The 14,405-nt window shown below is 71.0% G+C and carries 12 protein-coding genes; 5 read left to right on the top strand and 7 right to left on the bottom strand.

Annotation, left to right across the window (positions count from 1 at the left end; genetic code table 11):
- Positions 1-74 precede the first annotated feature (74 nt).
- Genes K8556_RS03980 through K8556_RS03965 form a run of 4 tightly spaced genes read left to right on the top strand, consistent with a single transcriptional unit; the run spans position 75 to position 5,220 of the window.
- The gene (locus K8556_RS03980; protein WP_223738660.1) at positions 75-1,013 is read left to right on the top strand and encodes an efflux RND transporter periplasmic adaptor subunit; all 939 of its coding nucleotides are present in this window, start codon (positions 75-77) and stop codon (positions 1,011-1,013) included.
- Between the two features lie 2 nt (positions 1,014-1,015).
- On the top strand, positions 1,016-1,960 hold the full coding sequence (locus K8556_RS03975; protein ID WP_223738659.1) for an efflux RND transporter periplasmic adaptor subunit: 945 nt from the start codon (positions 1,016-1,018) through the stop codon (positions 1,958-1,960).
- 49 nt (positions 1,961-2,009) lie between these two features.
- On the top strand, positions 2,010-4,169 hold the full coding sequence (locus K8556_RS03970) for a peptidase domain-containing ABC transporter (RefSeq protein ID WP_223738821.1): 2,160 nt from the start codon (positions 2,010-2,012) through the stop codon (positions 4,167-4,169).
- A 58-nt stretch (positions 4,170-4,227) separates the two neighbouring features.
- Entirely contained in the window at positions 4,228-5,220 is a 993-nt protein-coding gene (locus tag K8556_RS03965; RefSeq protein WP_223738658.1) for a hypothetical protein, read from the top strand.
- A gap of 31 nt (positions 5,221-5,251) precedes the next feature.
- On the opposite strand, the gene K8556_RS03960 is transcribed toward K8556_RS03965, so the two are convergent.
- Genes K8556_RS03960 through K8556_RS03945 form a run of 4 tightly spaced genes read right to left on the bottom strand, consistent with a single transcriptional unit; the run spans position 5,252 to position 8,917 of the window.
- Positions 5,252-5,872 carry a carboxypeptidase-like regulatory domain-containing protein gene (locus tag K8556_RS03960; RefSeq protein WP_223738657.1) on the bottom strand — a complete coding sequence of 207 codons (621 nt, stop codon included), beginning with the start codon at positions 5,870-5,872 and terminating at the stop codon, positions 5,252-5,254.
- A complete protein-coding gene (locus K8556_RS03955) occupies positions 5,872-7,557 on the bottom strand; it encodes a caspase family protein (protein WP_223738656.1) in 1,686 nt (561 codons plus the stop codon). Before K8556_RS03955 ends, K8556_RS03960 begins: the two co-directional genes overlap by 1 nt.
- Positions 7,544-8,341 (bottom strand): hypothetical protein, encoded by a 798-nt coding sequence (locus K8556_RS03950; RefSeq protein WP_223738655.1) that lies wholly within the window; start codon positions 8,339-8,341, stop codon positions 7,544-7,546. The genes K8556_RS03955 and K8556_RS03950 overlap by 14 nt, the downstream gene beginning before the upstream one ends.
- A gap of 3 nt (positions 8,342-8,344) precedes the next feature.
- Complete coding sequence (locus K8556_RS03945) at positions 8,345-8,917, bottom strand: RNA polymerase sigma factor (RefSeq protein ID WP_223738654.1); 573 nt, start codon at positions 8,915-8,917, stop codon at positions 8,345-8,347.
- A 320-nt stretch (positions 8,918-9,237) separates the two neighbouring features.
- Here K8556_RS03945 and K8556_RS03940 point away from each other — a divergent pair, with 320 nt between their 5' ends.
- Complete coding sequence (locus K8556_RS03940; protein ID WP_223738653.1) at positions 9,238-10,002, top strand: hypothetical protein; 765 nt, start codon at positions 9,238-9,240, stop codon at positions 10,000-10,002.
- Positions 10,003-10,022: 20 nt separating this feature from the next.
- On the opposite strand, the gene uvrA is transcribed toward K8556_RS03940, so the two are convergent.
- The 3 genes from uvrA to K8556_RS03925 form a co-directional block, all read right to left on the bottom strand.
- On the bottom strand, positions 10,023-12,566 hold the full coding sequence (gene uvrA, locus K8556_RS03935) for an excinuclease ABC subunit UvrA (protein ID WP_223738652.1): 2,544 nt from the start codon (positions 12,564-12,566) through the stop codon (positions 10,023-10,025).
- Between the two features lie 85 nt (positions 12,567-12,651).
- Positions 12,652-13,788 carry a serine hydrolase gene (locus tag K8556_RS03930; protein WP_223738651.1) on the bottom strand — a complete coding sequence of 379 codons (1,137 nt, stop codon included), beginning with the start codon at positions 13,786-13,788 and terminating at the stop codon, positions 12,652-12,654.
- Positions 13,789-13,858: 70 nt separating this feature from the next.
- Positions 13,859-14,290, bottom strand: coding sequence for a YciI family protein (locus tag K8556_RS03925; protein ID WP_223738650.1), 432 nt, complete (start codon positions 14,288-14,290; stop codon positions 13,859-13,861).
- Positions 14,291-14,405: the final 115 nt, after the last annotated feature.

The following is a 14,405-nucleotide window of genomic DNA, read 5'->3' as shown; positions in this document are numbered from 1 at the left end:
TAGTCATGGCCAACCCGGACTCTCATCCCACCCAGACTTTCAATAAGGTGTGGTTCGCTCTAGAGTGAACAGGGATGGTCCTCCGAGTCCTGACAGGCCTTGTCATCCTGACGCTGCTGGCGCTCCTCGGCTGGGCGGTGTCGCCGCGTCCATCCCACCCGGACGCCCGTATTTCTTCACTCCCAGTGGACACGCTGCGCAAAGACACACAGCGTCAAACCCTTGCAGAGCCCTTCCTGGGCGTCCTCATCTCCACCGAAGCCGTGGAATTGGCGCCTCGCGTTGAAGGCCGTCTGGAAAGCATCAAGGTCCACGTGGGCGACCCCGTGCGGGCCTCCGAGGTCGTCGCGGTGCTGGACACGGCCGTCGAGCAGCGGGAGCTGGCCATCGCGAAGGCGGAGCTGCTGTCCGCGCGCGCCTCCGCGGAGGTGGCGACCCTGGCGGTGGAGCAGGCCGCCGAAAGGCTGCGCCGCAGGCAGGACCCGCAGCAGCTCTCGCTGGGAGCCCTCTCCGAGGAGGAGCTCGCGACGACGCAGTACGAGCGGCGCATGGCCCTGGCGAAGCTGGATGCGGCGCGGGCGGAGGTGCAGGAGTCCGAAGCGCGGGTGGCCCAGTACCAGCAGCGCATCAGCGAGGCCTCGCTCCGGGCGCCCTTCGAGGGCGTCGTCGCGGGCCGATACGCGGACCCCGGGGCGCTGGTGCGCTCCGGCCAGGCCGTCATCCACCTGCTACGTGGGGGCAAGCGCCAGGTGCGCTACGCGGTCCCGGAGGCCCAGGCGGGCGAGGTGCGGGTGGGCCAGCGGGTGCGGGTCCAATCCCAGGGCCTGGGAGCGCGGCTCACCGGCCGCGTGGCGCACGTGGCCCCGGAGGTGGACGCGGCCTCGCGGATGCTGTTCGTCGTCGCTGACCTGGACGGGACCTCCGAGCTGCCGTCCGGCGCGGTGGTCCAGGTGTCAGCCGAGGTGCCGGTCGCGGGCGTCGGACCGGTTTCGCCCCCCACCGGACAGGAGTGAGCATGGCGTCCAGGACATCCATCTTCCGCAAGGAGGCGCTGGAGCATTACCAGAAGGGGAACCGGGGCCGGGGCGACATCCTGCGCATCGCACCGGGCTGGACGCGCTGGAGCTCCCGGCTGCTGACGGGCGCCCTGGCGGCGGCGCTGGTGCTCTGCGTCTTCAGCAGCATGAACGACTATGCCTCCGGCCCGGCGCTGGTGCGCGTGGAGGGCCACACGCACCTGGCGGTCCCCAGCGAAGGCGTGGTCGCCACGGTGGAGGTCCAGCCCGGCCAGCGCGTCATGGCGGGACAGACGCTGGTGACGTTCGTCGCCCAGGCCGAGGAGAGCACCCTTGCCCGCGTGCGCCGGGAGTTCGAGCTCCAGCTCATCCGCGTCTTGAGGGACCCCTCAGACCAGACCGCGCGACAGGCGTTGACGACGCTGCGCGCCGAGCGGGAGCTCGCGCAGGCCCGGGTGGAGGCCCGTGGCCTGCGGGCGCCCTTCGATGGCGTGGTGGGCGACGTGCGCATCCAACCCGGCCAGTACCTGACGCCCGGGGCCCGGGCGCTCTCCCTCGTGGGGGACGAGGCGCCCCTCACGCTGCAGGCGTTCCTGCCGGGCTCCTCGCGGCCCTTCCTGCACCCGGGCATGCCCCTGCGCGTGGAGCTGGACGGCTTCCGGTACGACTACCACGACGTGACCATCGAGTCGGTGGGAGACCAGGTCATCGGGCCCACCGAGCTGCGCCGCTACCTTGGCGCGGAGCTGGCGGACGCGGTGAAGGTGGAGGGCCCCATCATCCTGGTGAAGGCCCGCCTGGCGGCGAGGACGTTCAAGAGCGAGGGGCGCACCCTGCACTACTTCGACGGAATGCCCGCCCGGGCCGAGCTGCCCATCCGCACGGAGCGGCTGCTGTGGATGCTCATCCCCGGCCTCAAGGGAGGGCTGCGCCGTGAACCCTGAGGACAGGCCAGGCCTGCTGGAGCGGTTCCCCGCGCTGCGGCGGTTGCGCATGCCGTCGCGCAGGCGCTCCATCCCGGAGATCCGGCAGATGACCGTGGCGGACTGCGGCGCCGCGTGTCTGGCCATGGTGCTGGGCTATCACGGGCGTGAGACGAGCCTGGAGGACGTGCGCGCCGTCACCGGCGTGGCGCGGGACGGGACCACCGCCAACACCATCCTGAACGCGGCGCGGCAGTTGGGGCTGCGTGGGCGGGGCGTTTCCATCGACCTGGACCGGCTGCCCTTCCTCCCCCGGGGTACCATCCTCCACTGGGACTTCGCCCACTACGTCGTCTTCGACGAGCGTCTGCGGGACGGCGTCGCGCTGGTGGATCCGGAGCGCGGGCGTCGCGTCGTTTCCATGGAGCAGTTCAGCCAGAGCTTCACGGGCGTGGCGTTGATCCTGGAGCCGGGTCCGGAGTTCCAGCCGGGCACGTCACGCAAGGGAGCGTTCCGGTACCTGGCGCCCCTGCTGCGCGAATCCGATGCGCTGCTCCACGTCATCCTCATGTCCGGCGCGATGCAGTTGTTCGCGCTCGCGCTCCCGGTGCTGACCGGGCTCCTGGTGGACCGGGTCGTCCCGCGGGGAGACCACTCGCTGCTGGGCGTCCTGGCGGTCCTGCTGACCACCATCGTCCTCTTCCAGTTCCTGGCCTCGCTCATCCGCGGACACCTGCTGCTGGAGCTGCGCACGCGCGTGGACTCGGACATGACGTTGGGGTTCCTGGACCACCTGGTCAGCCTGGCCTACCCCTTCTTCCAGCTGCGCCCGGTGGGCGACCTGATGATGCGCCTGAACATCCAGTCGCGCCTGCGGGAGCTGCTGTCGTCCGCGGCCATCTCCACGCTGCTGGACGGCTCGCTGGTCCTGCTCAACCTGGGGCTCCTGTTCCTGGCGGACGCGGGGCTGGGGCTGCTGGTGCTGGGACTGGGCGGCCTGCAGCTCCTGGTCTTCCTCATCCCGCAGCGCTGGCAGCGCAGCCTCTTCTCCCAGCACCTGGACCTGGAGGCGAAGAACCAGGACCATCAGATCAACATGCTGTCGAGCATGCAGACGCTGAAGGCGTTCGGCGTGGAGCAGCAATCCGTCCAGACCTACTCCAGCTTCTACGTGGACGTGCTCAACGTGACCCTGGCGAGGGGCCGGCTCACCACCTGGGTGGACTCCTTGAGCAGCGCGCTGCGTCTCGCCTCGCCGCTGCTCATCCTGTGCGTGGGTGCCTTCCGGGTCCTGGGCGGGAAGCTGTCGCTGGGGGAGATGCTCAGCCTCAGCGCCCTGGCCACCGGCCTGCTGGTGCCCCTGTCCAACCTGGTCAACACCGGCGGGCAGTTGCAGTACCTGGGCAGCTTCCTGGAGCGCATCAACGACGTGCTGGATGCGCCTCCGGAGCGGCCCGCCTCCCGGCCCGGCGCCGCCATGACGCTCCAGGGTGCCATTGAACTGCGGGACGTCTCCTTCCGGTACCATCCGGTGTCGCCCCTGGTCGTGCGGGACATCTCGCTGCGAATCGAGGCCGGCCAGATGGTCGCCATCGTGGGCCGGTCCGGCGCGGGAAAGAGCACCCTGGCCAACCTGCTGCTGGGGTTGTACCTGCCGACCTCCGGGCGCGTGCGCTACGACGGCGTGAACCTGGAGGACCTGGACCTGCGCAAGATGCGCAACCAGCTGGGCATCGTCCTGCAGGACCTGTCGCTGCTGGGCACGACGGTGCGCCAGTGCATCGCGCTCGGGGACCCGGAGCTGCCGCTGGAGCGCATCATCGAGGCGGCCCAGGTGGCGCACATCCACGACGACATCATGGCCATGCCGCTGCAGTACGAGACGCCGCTGGCGGACCGGGGGCAGTCGCTCTCCGGTGGGCAACGGCAGCGGCTGGCGTTGGCGCGGGCCCTGGTGCGCCGGCCGGTCATCCTGCTGCTGGACGAGGCCACCAGCGCCCTGGACGCCCTGACCGAGCAGCAGGTCCAGCAGGCCATCTCCACGCTGAACTGCACACGCATCGTCATCGCCCACCGGCTGAGCACCGTGCGCAACGCGGACGTCATCCTGGTGATGGACGAAGGCCAGGTCGTGGAGGTGGGCACGCACGATGAGCTGCTGGCGCGCCATGGGTTCTACGAGAAGCTCGTGAACGTCCAGCTCGAACGGCCCCATGCCCTGGCGGGTTGACCGCATGCCCCGCGAGGGAAGACCCTGCATTGCCCCTCTGCTCCGAGGCCTGCTCGCGATGCTCCGTCCCCCCCTCTTTCTCTGCGCGCTCCTGGGCCTGGGGGGCTGTGCGGCAAGCCGGCCGCCCCCCGCCACGCCGCGCCCGGTGACCCTGCGGTTCCTGCAGTCTCCCTATGCGGACTACCTGTTCTTCCTCTTCTACCGGGACACGGAGCGGGTTCCCGCGATGGAGTCCGTCCCGCTGGGGGACATCCCGACCCTGGACTCGCTCGTGGCGCTCCCGGAGATGGTGGCCTCCCGCCAGGTTGAACGCTACGAAGACATCTTCCCGCTGATGGAGCCCTACCAATCCCCTGCCGGGCGCGTCGCGGTGAAGCCCGTCCCCCGAATCCTCGCGTACAGCGACGAGCTTCCCTCCTATGAAGCCATCCGGAACATCGTCACGCGCGGACAGGGTGCCTTCCCGGCCTTCCTGAAGATCTGGCGGGAGCAGGTGCTGCCGGAGGAGGAGCGCACGCTTCGCGTCTGGAGGGAGCAGGCGGAGCAGTGCTCGCCCATGGAGCGGCTCCAGCGGCTCACGCGGATGCGGTTCCCGTCGGAATCCCTCGACGTGGCGTCCCTGCTCTTCCACCCCTCCGGGAGCGCCAACTACAGCCCGCCGGGCGTCTACAGCGGCACGTTCCCCACCCCCAACCTGCCCTGGACCCTGGGCCACGAAGCCACCCATCTGCTCGTCGACGTCCATGTGGGCGCCAACTGGCAGCGCTTTCCTTCCGCGGACAAGGCCATCCAGCGGGCGGAGACCGTGGGCCTCAAGGCCAGGGACCTCGAGGAGACGCTCTCGCTGCTCATGCAGGTCAAACTGGCCCAGGCGTGCGGCACGAAGCCCCCGGACTACCGGCTCTCGGTTCGGCTCGGCGCCGGAGAGCCGAAGCGTGCCCTGCTGGAAGCGCTGGAGCGGGACTGGGAGACCTACCTGGAGTCCCCGGAGCGCTATCCCACGGTCGTTGACTACCTGGTGTCCCAGACGCTCGCGGTCCTGCCGCGCTGAGCGCCTGGCGCGCTGGAGGTCCCGCGCGGACTCAGCCGCCGTCCCGGCCGCCGTGGTCGTCACCGCCGTCGTCATCGCCGCCATCGTCATCCGTGGGCAGCGTGATGGCTCGCACCTGCTCTTCGCCTTCGCGGACGCAGATTTCCTCTTCCACGTCCTCCAGGTCGTCGGCCTTCACCTCCAGCTCGTAGCACCCCGGGGGCAAGGGCCCCAGGCGCGCTTCGCCGTTCCCGGCGGCGAGCTTGATGCGGTCCAGCCCCGTGTCCTTCAGCTCCACCTCCACGCCGGAGGGGATGGCGCCGCCTTCATCCGTCACCCTCACCGTAAGGAAGGCTCCGGGCGCGGAGGCGATGTCGCCCACGTCGGTGACCTGGGCGCCCTGGGCCACCACGGCCTTCCTCGCCGCGCGCGTCCTCGACGCGACCACGAACAGCTCCAGCGACGTGGCGGGCACTCCGGCCAACTGGAAGCTCCCGTCCGCGGACACCGACGCGCGCAGGTCGGAGCGACCCATCACGCTCACCCGCGCCACGTCCGCCTCCACGCCGAGGATGCGCCCCTTCAGCGTGCCCGTCCGCAGGTCCCCGTTGTCGAAGCCGCCACAGCCGGCCAGCGCCAGCAACAGGCCCCATCCGCATGCCTTGGCTCGCATCAGAAGCGGTACCCTCCGGCCAGCATCAGGCCTCCAAAGCCCACCGTGCGCGTCTGTCCATCCACCGGGACATAGGCCCACAGCAACTGCGTGCGCGCTTCCACGACCCAGGCCGGAGTGAAGCGGAATGACACCGCGGCCATCCAGCCCGGCCAGGCCGTGACGTAGCGTTCGTCCCGGTCCAGCAGCTCCAACTGGAAGGAGCGCTGCAACCACAACCCGGCCACACGCGGTCCTGTCGAAAAACCCAGCCGGCCCCACGTCCACGTCGGCCCCAGTGCCACGCCCACGAGCAACGTGCGATGCCGCACCGGCACGTCGCCGCCCGGGTCCAACCGCAGCGACTGACTTCCCTGCCCCGCCGCCACGTCCACCCAGAGGTCCAGCTTCCCGTCCAGGAGCACGCCCTCCCAGCCCAGCCCCACGCCCGCCTGCGCCGACGCCGGCAGCACCTGCTCGCGGCTCTGCCCATCCAGGAAGCCGAGCACGCCTCCACCCAGCGTCACCGTCCGCCTGGGCCCGTCCGCCCTGGGGCGCAGGAAGGCCTCCAGCTCACGCCGCTCGCCGGAGCGCAGCGCCACGGTGTCCTCCCACAACACCTGGCCTCCCTTGCGCAGCTCCAGCTTCCGCCGGCCCTCGGGCACCACCACGCCCCCGGGCAGCTCGCCCGCGTCGCGGCCGTCCACCTTGAGCGTGAAGCCCTCCAGCCTCGCGCTGTAGGAGAAGACCTCCGGCTGCCCCGGCCGCTGCAAGGAGCCGGAGAGCAGCACCGGATCCGCGCCCACCTCCAATATCTGCGCGCTGGGACGCTGCCGCCCTTCCGTATAGGCCCAGGTGTTGCGGCGGGCCCAGTCGTGGGCCTCGGTGGCGCTCACCGCGCCGTCCCGGTTGCGGTCTCCGCTTCCGTCCAGCGCCTGGATGAGGAAGTGCGTGTAGATGTCGTTGGCCAGCGCGTCGTCCTCGCGCGCGGCCTCGCCCCAGTCACTGGCGGACAGCACCAGCGAGGCGCGGCTCGCGGCCTCCAGCGGCTGCGGGAGGAAGGACGCCTTGGTGTGCGCGAGCTCGTCGCGGACCTCCGGCGGCAGCAGCGACTTGCCCGTGCCGCTGTGACAGGTGGCCAGCACCAGCACGCGCCGCCGCGAACCCAGCCGCTCCAGCGACTGCTCCAGCGTGGCCATGTCCAGGCCCGTGCCCGCCACGTCCCGGTAGCGGGTGTCGGACGTCACCAGGTAGCGCTGCAGCTCGCCCCTCACGTCGCGCGCCAGCGAGCCGTGCCCGGACACGTACACGACCACCGTGTCCTGGGGACGCCAGGGACGCGCCTCCAGCGCCTGGAGCGCCGCGAGCACCGACGTGCGCGTCGTCTGCTCGGGCCGCGTGAGCACCGTCACGGAGCGGAAGCCTCCGCGCGCCGGATCCGCCAGCACGCGGCCCAGGTCGTCCGCGTCCTTCGCCGCGTAGCGCAGCGCGTTCCAGGCAGGGTCCGTGTACGCGGAGATGCCGATGAGCAGCGCGTGCCGCTCGCCCTCCTGCGCCGACGCCAGCACGCCCTCTTCCAGGCGCACCCGCACCGCGCGGCCCTTCTCCCGTGGCTCCACGGAGCGGCACGCGCCGAGCGCCACCAGCGCCAGCACCACGGGGATGAACAGCAGGCGGGACACGCGCGGCTCCTCAGGGAGCAGCATGCCCCGACTCCACCCTCAAGCGAAGGCGGGCCTGGGCCGCGTCGGGTGGCACCTGTCCGCTGACACGCACCGCCTCCAGTGCCGGGCTCTCCTGCTCACCTTGCGGCCAGGCGACCAGCACCAGCGTCACGGGTCCACGCTCGTCCTCCAGGGACACGCCCGCCAGGTCCTCGCCGTCGCGGAGGTCGTGCGTGCCCGGCGTCAGCACATGGCGGCCCAGCACCTGCGGCGGCACGCCAGGGGCTTCGCGCACCAGCAGGGCGTCCGCGGATTCGCTGGCGTGGTAGCGCAGGACCACCACGGCTTCGGGCGGGAGCACCGCGTCCTCGGAGACGGCGCGCACCTCACCGCCTGGCATCTGCGCCGCCGCCGTGAGCTCCAGCGCGAGCGGCGCCGTGCCCTTGATGCGCTGGGAGGGAGGCTCCACGCTGCCCGGCCCTCCGGTCCCCGGGCGCACCAGGAGCGCCAGGAGGACCGCCGCGGCCACCGCGCCCAGTCCTCCGGTCAGCCACACCCGCTGGGGCACCCCCAGCTTCCGGCGCACCCGCGCCCAACCGACCGCGTCCTCCCGCACGGGACGGCCCGAGGCCGCGACGAGCGCTTCGTCCGCCAGCGCATCCAGACCCGGGAACCCGTCAGGCTCCGCGTCTTCGCGGGCGAGGAACGCCTCGCACGTCTCACAGGGTTGCGAGAGGTGCTCGGCGAAGTAGCGCACCGCTTCGGGCTCGCGCCGTTCGAGCTGCTTCGCGGACTCCACGTCCAGGTGTCTGTCGCTCGCGCCCATGGTTCAGCCCACCTCCGCGGCCAGCAGCCGCGCCAGCAGCTCGCGCTTCACGCGGGCCCGGAAGCGCTCCAGCCGCATCGTCACCGCGCTCTTGCCCAGCCCCAGCCGGTCGGCGATCTCCCGCGCGCTCAGCTCGCCCTCCAGATAGAAGAGGCGGGCGGTCTCCTTCTCCGGGCCCTCGGGCAGCCCTTCGATGAGCTGGCGCACCACGGCCACGCGGCGCTCCAGCGTCAATGACGGAGGCAGCGCGGGCGCGGTGGTGTCCAGCTCTCGCGCCAGGTCCTCCTCCACGCGGGCCCGGGCCTTCACGCCCCGGCTGAGCGCGTAGGCGTGATGCCGCGCGATGGTCAGCAGCCACCCGCTGAACGCGCGCGGGTGCTGGAGCCGGGGCAGCTCGCGGAAGGCGCGCACGAACGTCTCCTGCACCGCGTCCTCCACCTCCGCCGTGCCCAGGACTCCCGAGCCCTGGGCCACGCGGCGCACCGCCCCGTGGAAGCGCTGGTAGAGCTGACCGCACGCGGCCTGCTCTCCCCGGGCCGCCCTGCGGATGCAGTCCGCCAGCTCCTGTTCCGTCATGGCGCCCTCCCCGTCCCCACGCGCACGCGCGACGACCGCGGGCTGGGACACCCCGCCGAGGGCGATGCCGGTCCAGGTGAGGGAGTGCAAGCCATGACCCCTGTTCAGTACTCCGTGCGAGGGGAAGGAGTCACGGGGGGCTTTTCCGGCCACGCCCGTCCGGTCGAGGTCCCCGGAAAATGGCCCGGGAAAATCCGTCCCGTGGCCGTTTTTCGCGGCCGGACTCCTTTCCTTCAGCGGAAGGGATGGCGGGCGGCATCGCACGGCCGGTGCGAGGCCACGGGCCCGGCGTCCCCCACCGGAACCAGGAGACACACGTCATGCGTCGTTTCATCGGTCTGTTCGCGTCCCTCATGTGGCTGTCCGCGTGCGGCAACAGCACGTCCTCGGTGGGGTTGAGCACGCGGATGGGAGGCGCGGTCACGGGTTCGGCCCTGACGCGCACGTCCAGCCAGCGGCTGCAGCTCTCCAATGGCATCACCGTGGATCGGGTGCGGCTGTCCGTGCGCGAGCTGGAGCTCAAGCGCGAGGGCCACCATGACGACGTCTCCGACGACTCCGACGCCGGGAGCGACGACGACAAGACCGAGTTCAAGCGGCGCACGGGGCCCTTCCTCATCGACCTGTCCGGCACGGCGCTGGAAGGACAGTTGGTGCGCCTGCAGGACATCACCGTGGACGTCGGCATCTACGACGAGATCGAGTTCGACATCGGCAAGGTCGACCCGGAGAAGGCCACGGGCGGCCTGAAGGAGCTGGCGGACCAGGACGCGTCCATCATCATCGACGGCCACATCGACGGCGAGCCGTTCCAGTTCGTCACCAGCGTCGGCGTGGAGCAGGAGCGCGAGGTGCGCTTCGAGATCGCCGAGGGTGACGACCAGAACGTGACCTTCAACATCGACCCGAGCGGCTGGTTCACCGACAAGGACGGCAAGCGGCTCGACCCGCGCGAGTCCAGCGCCCGGTCGGAGCTGGAGAACAACCTCCAGAAGTCCATCGACGCCTTCGATGACCACGACCGCGACGGCGGCGAGGACCACGACGACGACGACGGCAGCCACCATGACGGCAAGGACGACTGAGCGCGCCGTCCCGGCCTAAGTCACCCGAGCACCCGCGCCAGATAGGGCGCGGTGCGGCTCTGCTTCACCTTCGCCACCTGCGCCGGAGTGCCCTGCGCCACCACGCGGCCTCCGGCGTTGCCCGCGCCGGGCCCCACGTCGATGACGTGGTCACTGGCGGCGATGACGCGCAGGTCGTGCTCCACGACGATGACCGTGTTGCCCGCGTCCACCAGTCCCTCCAACTGCGCCATCAGCTTGTCCACGTCCGCCGGGTGCAGGCCGGTGGTGGGCTCATCCAGCACGTAGAGCGTGTCGCCGTGCTGGGTGCGCTGGAGCTCCGTGGCCAGCTTGATGCGCTGGGCCTCGCCTCCGGACAGCTCCGTCGCGGGCTGGCCCAGGCGCAGGTAGCCCAGGCCCACGTCGCGCAGCACCTTGAGCGCGCGCTGGAGCGGCGGCTCCTCGGTGAAGAAGTCGAAGGCGCCGTCCACCGTCAGCCCCAGCACGTCCGCGATGTTCTTCTCGCGGTAGCGCACCTCCAGCGTCTTCGCGTCGTAGCGGGTGCCGTGGCACGTGGGGCACGGCGCGTACACGCTGGGCAGGAAGAGCAGCTCCACGCTCACGAAGCCCTCGCCCTCGCACGTGTCGCAGCGGCCTCCCGCGGTGTTGAAGGAGAAGCGCCCCGCGCCGTACTTGCGCGACTTCGCCAGCGGCGTCGCAGCGAACAGCTTGCGCACGTGGTCGAAGAGGCCGGTGTACGTCGCCAGGTTGGAGCGCGGCGTGCGGCCGATGGGCTTCTGGTCCACCGTCACCAGCCGGCGGATGGCCTCCATCCCCTCCTTTATATATCCCTCGCTCGCCACCACCGGCTCGCGGTCCAGCGGCTCGCCCTCCTCCTCTTCCGGCGCCAGCGTCTGGCCCAGCCTCGCCGCCACCAGCTCCACCAGCGCCTGGCTCACCAGGCTGGACTTGCCGGAGCCGGACACGCCCGTCACCGTGGTGAAGACGCCCAGCGGGAAGTCCACGTCCAGCCCGTGCAGGTTGTTGCGCGTCACGCCCTCCAGGCGCAGCCGCCCCGTGGGCTTCCGGGGCTCGCGGCGGCGCAGGGCCTCCTCCTCGAAGAGGTAGCGCCGCGTCCGGGACGCCTCCACCTTCGCCAGTCCCTCCGGCGTGCCGCTGTAGAGCACGCGCCCGCCGTGCTCACCGGCGGCGGGGCCCACGTCGACGATCCAATCCGCGTGGCGGATGACGTCCACCTCGTGCTCCACCACGAACAGCGAGTTGCCCGCCTCCTTCAGCCGGTCCAGCGCCGTGAGCAGCGCCTCCGTGTCCGCGGGGTGCAGGCCGGCGGAGGGTTCGTCCATCACGTACACCACGCCGAAGAGGTTGGAGCGCACCTGCGTGGCCAGCCGCAGCCGCTGCAGCTCCCCCGGTGACAGCGTGGGCGTGCTGCGCTCCAGCGACAGGTAGCCCAGGCCCAGGTCCGTCAGCACCTGGATGCGTGCGAGCAGGTCCTTCGTGATGCGCTGGGCGACGATGAGCTTCTCCGGGTGCTCGCGGGCCATGGCGTCCGCGTCCCTCCCCTTCCCTTCCGCCGTGGGCCGGAGGAGCTCCGCGACCTGCTCCAGCGGCAGGCGGGACAGGTCTCCGATGTCGCGCCCCGCGAACGTGACGGACAGGGACTCGCGCTTCAGGCGCTTGCCCTCGCACAGCGCGCAGTCGCTGGCGACCATGTAACGGGCGACGCGCTTCTTCATCATCGCGCTCTGGGTGGTCGCGAAGGTGGTCATCACGTAGCGCTTCGCGCCCGTGAAGGTGCCCATGTAGCTGGGCGTCTCCTTGCGGGCCATGGCCCGCTTCACCTCCGCGGACGTGAAGCCCGCGTAGACGGGGACGGTGGGCTGCTCGTCCGTGAAGAGGATCCACTGGCGGTCCTTCTTGGGCAGGTCGCGCCAGGGCTTGTCGATGTCGTACCCGAGCGTCACCAGGATGTCGCGCAGGTTCTGGCCGTGCCACGCGGGCGGCCACGCGGCGACGGCGCGCTCGCGGATGCTCAGGGAGTCATCCGGCACCATGGAGCGCTCGGTCACCTCGAACACACGGCCGATGCCGTGGCACTTCGGGCACGCGCCCGCGGGCGTGTTCGGGGAGAACGCGTCCGAGTCCAGCCGCTCCAGCTTCGGCGGGTACGTGCCCGCGCGCGAGTACAGCATGCGCACGGAGTTCGACAGCGTCGTCACGCTGCCCACCGACGAGCGGGACGTGGGCGCGCCCCGGTGCTGCTGGAGCGCCACCGCCGGGGGAAGCCCGTCGATGGCGTCCACCTCCGGCACGCCCACCTGATCAATCAGGCGCCGGGCGTACGGGGCCACGGATTCGAAGTAGCGCCGTTGCGCCTCCGCGTAGAGCGTCCCGAACGCCAGCGACGACTTGCCGGAGCCGGACACGCCGGTGAAGACCACCAGCGCGTCGCGAGGGATGTCCACGTCCACGTGCTTCAGGTTGTGTTCGCGCGCGCCCCGGACGCGGACGAAGCCGGAGGGGTCGGAGCTCTTGCGGGTGCGAGGTGCTTTCGGAGGTGCCATGCCACGGCGGACGTTGCCCACCCGTCAGCGCGCGGTCATCCAAGAAGCGCACCGTCCCGTCTGAATCCGGATGCGGCCCGGGCGGTCACCGTCGGACGGACGACACGAGCCCGTCCCGCGCCCCCGGCCGCTCCAGCCCGAGCGCCGCCGGCAGCACGTACTGTCCGAACAGGACCCCGGGGAGCGCCGAGTCCGCATCATTATAATGGCTGCCGGTGAAGGCCGCGGTGACGCCCAGCGAAGGCGCGACGAAGACGTACTGCCCTCCGTTGCCCCGCGCGAAGGACACCTCCACCGGGATGCCGTTGATGACGAAGCGGGTGCTCCACCACAGGAGCCCGTAGCCCGCGTCGCCCAGCGGCCCCAGCGCCTTGCCGGACTCCGCCACCCACGCCTCGGAGACGCGGCGGTCGCCCTGCCACGCGCCACCGTCGAGCATGAGCTGCCCCACCTTGAGGAAGTCACGCGGACGCAGGCGCAGGTGGCCGCCGGTGTCCGTGCCCTTCTTGCCCGCGGGCTGCCAGGTGACGTCCTGGACCTGCATGGGTGTGAACAGCCATTCGCGCGACAGGTCCGGGATGGAGCGGCCGCTGACGTGCTCAAGCACCGCGCCCAGCAGCACCACGCCGCCCGTGCAGTAGCGCGTCACGGTGCCGGGCTCGTCCCGCATGGGCACGTCCACGATGAAGCGGGCCCAGTCGTCCGTGTCGTACATCCGCTCTTCGTTGCCGGGGGACTTGGGGTCCCAGTCATCGCATGACAGTCCGGAGCGCATCTGGAGCAGGTGGCGCAGCGTGATGCGCTCCTTGCGTGGATCCGCGTTCTTCACCGGCGACAGGTGTGGCAGCAGCGGGAGCACCGGCGCGTCCAGGTCCGGCAGGAGCCCGCGCTCGTGCGCCATGCCCACCAGCAGCGACGTGACGCTCTTCGTGGCGGACCTCAGGTCGTGCGCCTGCTCCCGCGTGAAGTCGTTCCAGTAGCGCTCGTAGACGAGCTGGCCTCCCTTCGCGACGAGCACCGCGTCTGGCGTCTCCACCGTGCCCTCGGACACGTCGTGCTCCAGCGCGTCGAACCACGGGCGCTGCATGCCCGTGTCCTCGAAGGAGGCCACGTCCCAGCCGTCGTCCACCCGGTCCGGCGGCGAGCCTGGCCCCGTGGCCACCCGCTTGCCTCCGCACGCCATGAGACACACCGCGCACACCAGCACCAGCCGCTGGAACATCGCTGCACCTGCCTTCACTCCGGCCCCGGGAGCGCGGCAGTCTATGTCACGCGGAGGCGCCATCGCGGCACTAGCGGCTGTTCTTCGCGCCCTGCTCCCGGATGCGGGCTTCCTGCGCCCGCAGCTCGGGCGTGAACTCGGCGCCGAAGTCGTCGTCCTCGAAGACCTGGCGCAGCTCCAGCTCCACGTTGCCGCCCGCGTCGATGGACGGCCAGCGCTGGAGCCACGCCAGCGCCTCCTCCCGCGACTTCACCTGGATGAGCGTGAAGCCGGCGATGAGCTCCTTCGTCTCCGTGAAGGGACCGTCGATGATGGCCGGCTTGCCGTTCGTGAACTTCACGCGGGCGCCCTTGCTGCTCGGATGCAGGCCCTCGCCCTGGAGCATCACGCCCGCCTTCACCATCTCCTCGTTGTAGGCGCCCATGGCGGCCAGCAGCTTCTCGTCCGGAAGCACGCCGGCCTCCGTGTCCTTGTCCGCCCTGCGGATGATCATGAATCGCACGGTCGTGTCTCCTGCCGCGCGCCTTCGGGCCGCGGGGGGGGTCCTTCTTCCTGCCTTCAGGGACGCAACGAATGGGCCCGGGGAGAATCGACACGGCTTTATTATTTTCCGCCGC

Source organism: Corallococcus sp. AS-1-12 (assembly GCF_020036995.1).
Lineage (GTDB): Bacteria > Myxococcota > Myxococcia > Myxococcales > Myxococcaceae > Corallococcus.
Note: the sequence above shows the minus strand (reverse complement) of the source record. Positions and strands in the feature narration are given on the sequence as shown.

Excerpts from the sequence above, each read along its gene's own strand:
- K8556_RS03980 (WP_223738660.1), top strand. The coding sequence starts at position 75 with ATGGTCCTCCGAGTCCTGACAGGCCTTGTCATCCTGACGCTGCTGGCG.
- K8556_RS03940 (WP_223738653.1), top strand. The coding sequence starts at position 9,238 with ATGCGTCGTTTCATCGGTCTGTTCGCGTCCCTCATGTGGCTGTCCGCG.
- K8556_RS03945 (WP_223738654.1), bottom strand. The coding sequence starts at position 8,917 with ATGACGGAACAGGAGCTGGCGGACTGCATCCGCAGGGCGGCCCGGGGA.
- K8556_RS03970 (WP_223738821.1), top strand. The coding sequence starts at position 2,010 with ATGCCGTCGCGCAGGCGCTCCATCCCGGAGATCCGGCAGATGACCGTG.
- K8556_RS03965 (WP_223738658.1), top strand. The coding sequence starts at position 4,228 with ATGCTCCGTCCCCCCCTCTTTCTCTGCGCGCTCCTGGGCCTGGGGGGC.
- uvrA (WP_223738652.1), bottom strand. The coding sequence starts at position 12,566 with ATGGCACCTCCGAAAGCACCTCGCACCCGCAAGAGCTCCGACCCCTCC.
- K8556_RS03950 (WP_223738655.1), bottom strand. The coding sequence starts at position 8,341 with ATGGGCGCGAGCGACAGACACCTGGACGTGGAGTCCGCGAAGCAGCTC.
- K8556_RS03955 (WP_223738656.1), bottom strand. The coding sequence starts at position 7,557 with ATGCTGCTCCCTGAGGAGCCGCGCGTGTCCCGCCTGCTGTTCATCCCC.
- K8556_RS03975 (WP_223738659.1), top strand. The coding sequence starts at position 1,016 with ATGGCGTCCAGGACATCCATCTTCCGCAAGGAGGCGCTGGAGCATTAC.
- K8556_RS03960 (WP_223738657.1), bottom strand. The coding sequence starts at position 5,872 with ATGCGAGCCAAGGCATGCGGATGGGGCCTGTTGCTGGCGCTGGCCGGC.
- K8556_RS03930 (WP_223738651.1), bottom strand. The coding sequence starts at position 13,788 with ATGTTCCAGCGGCTGGTGCTGGTGTGCGCGGTGTGTCTCATGGCGTGC.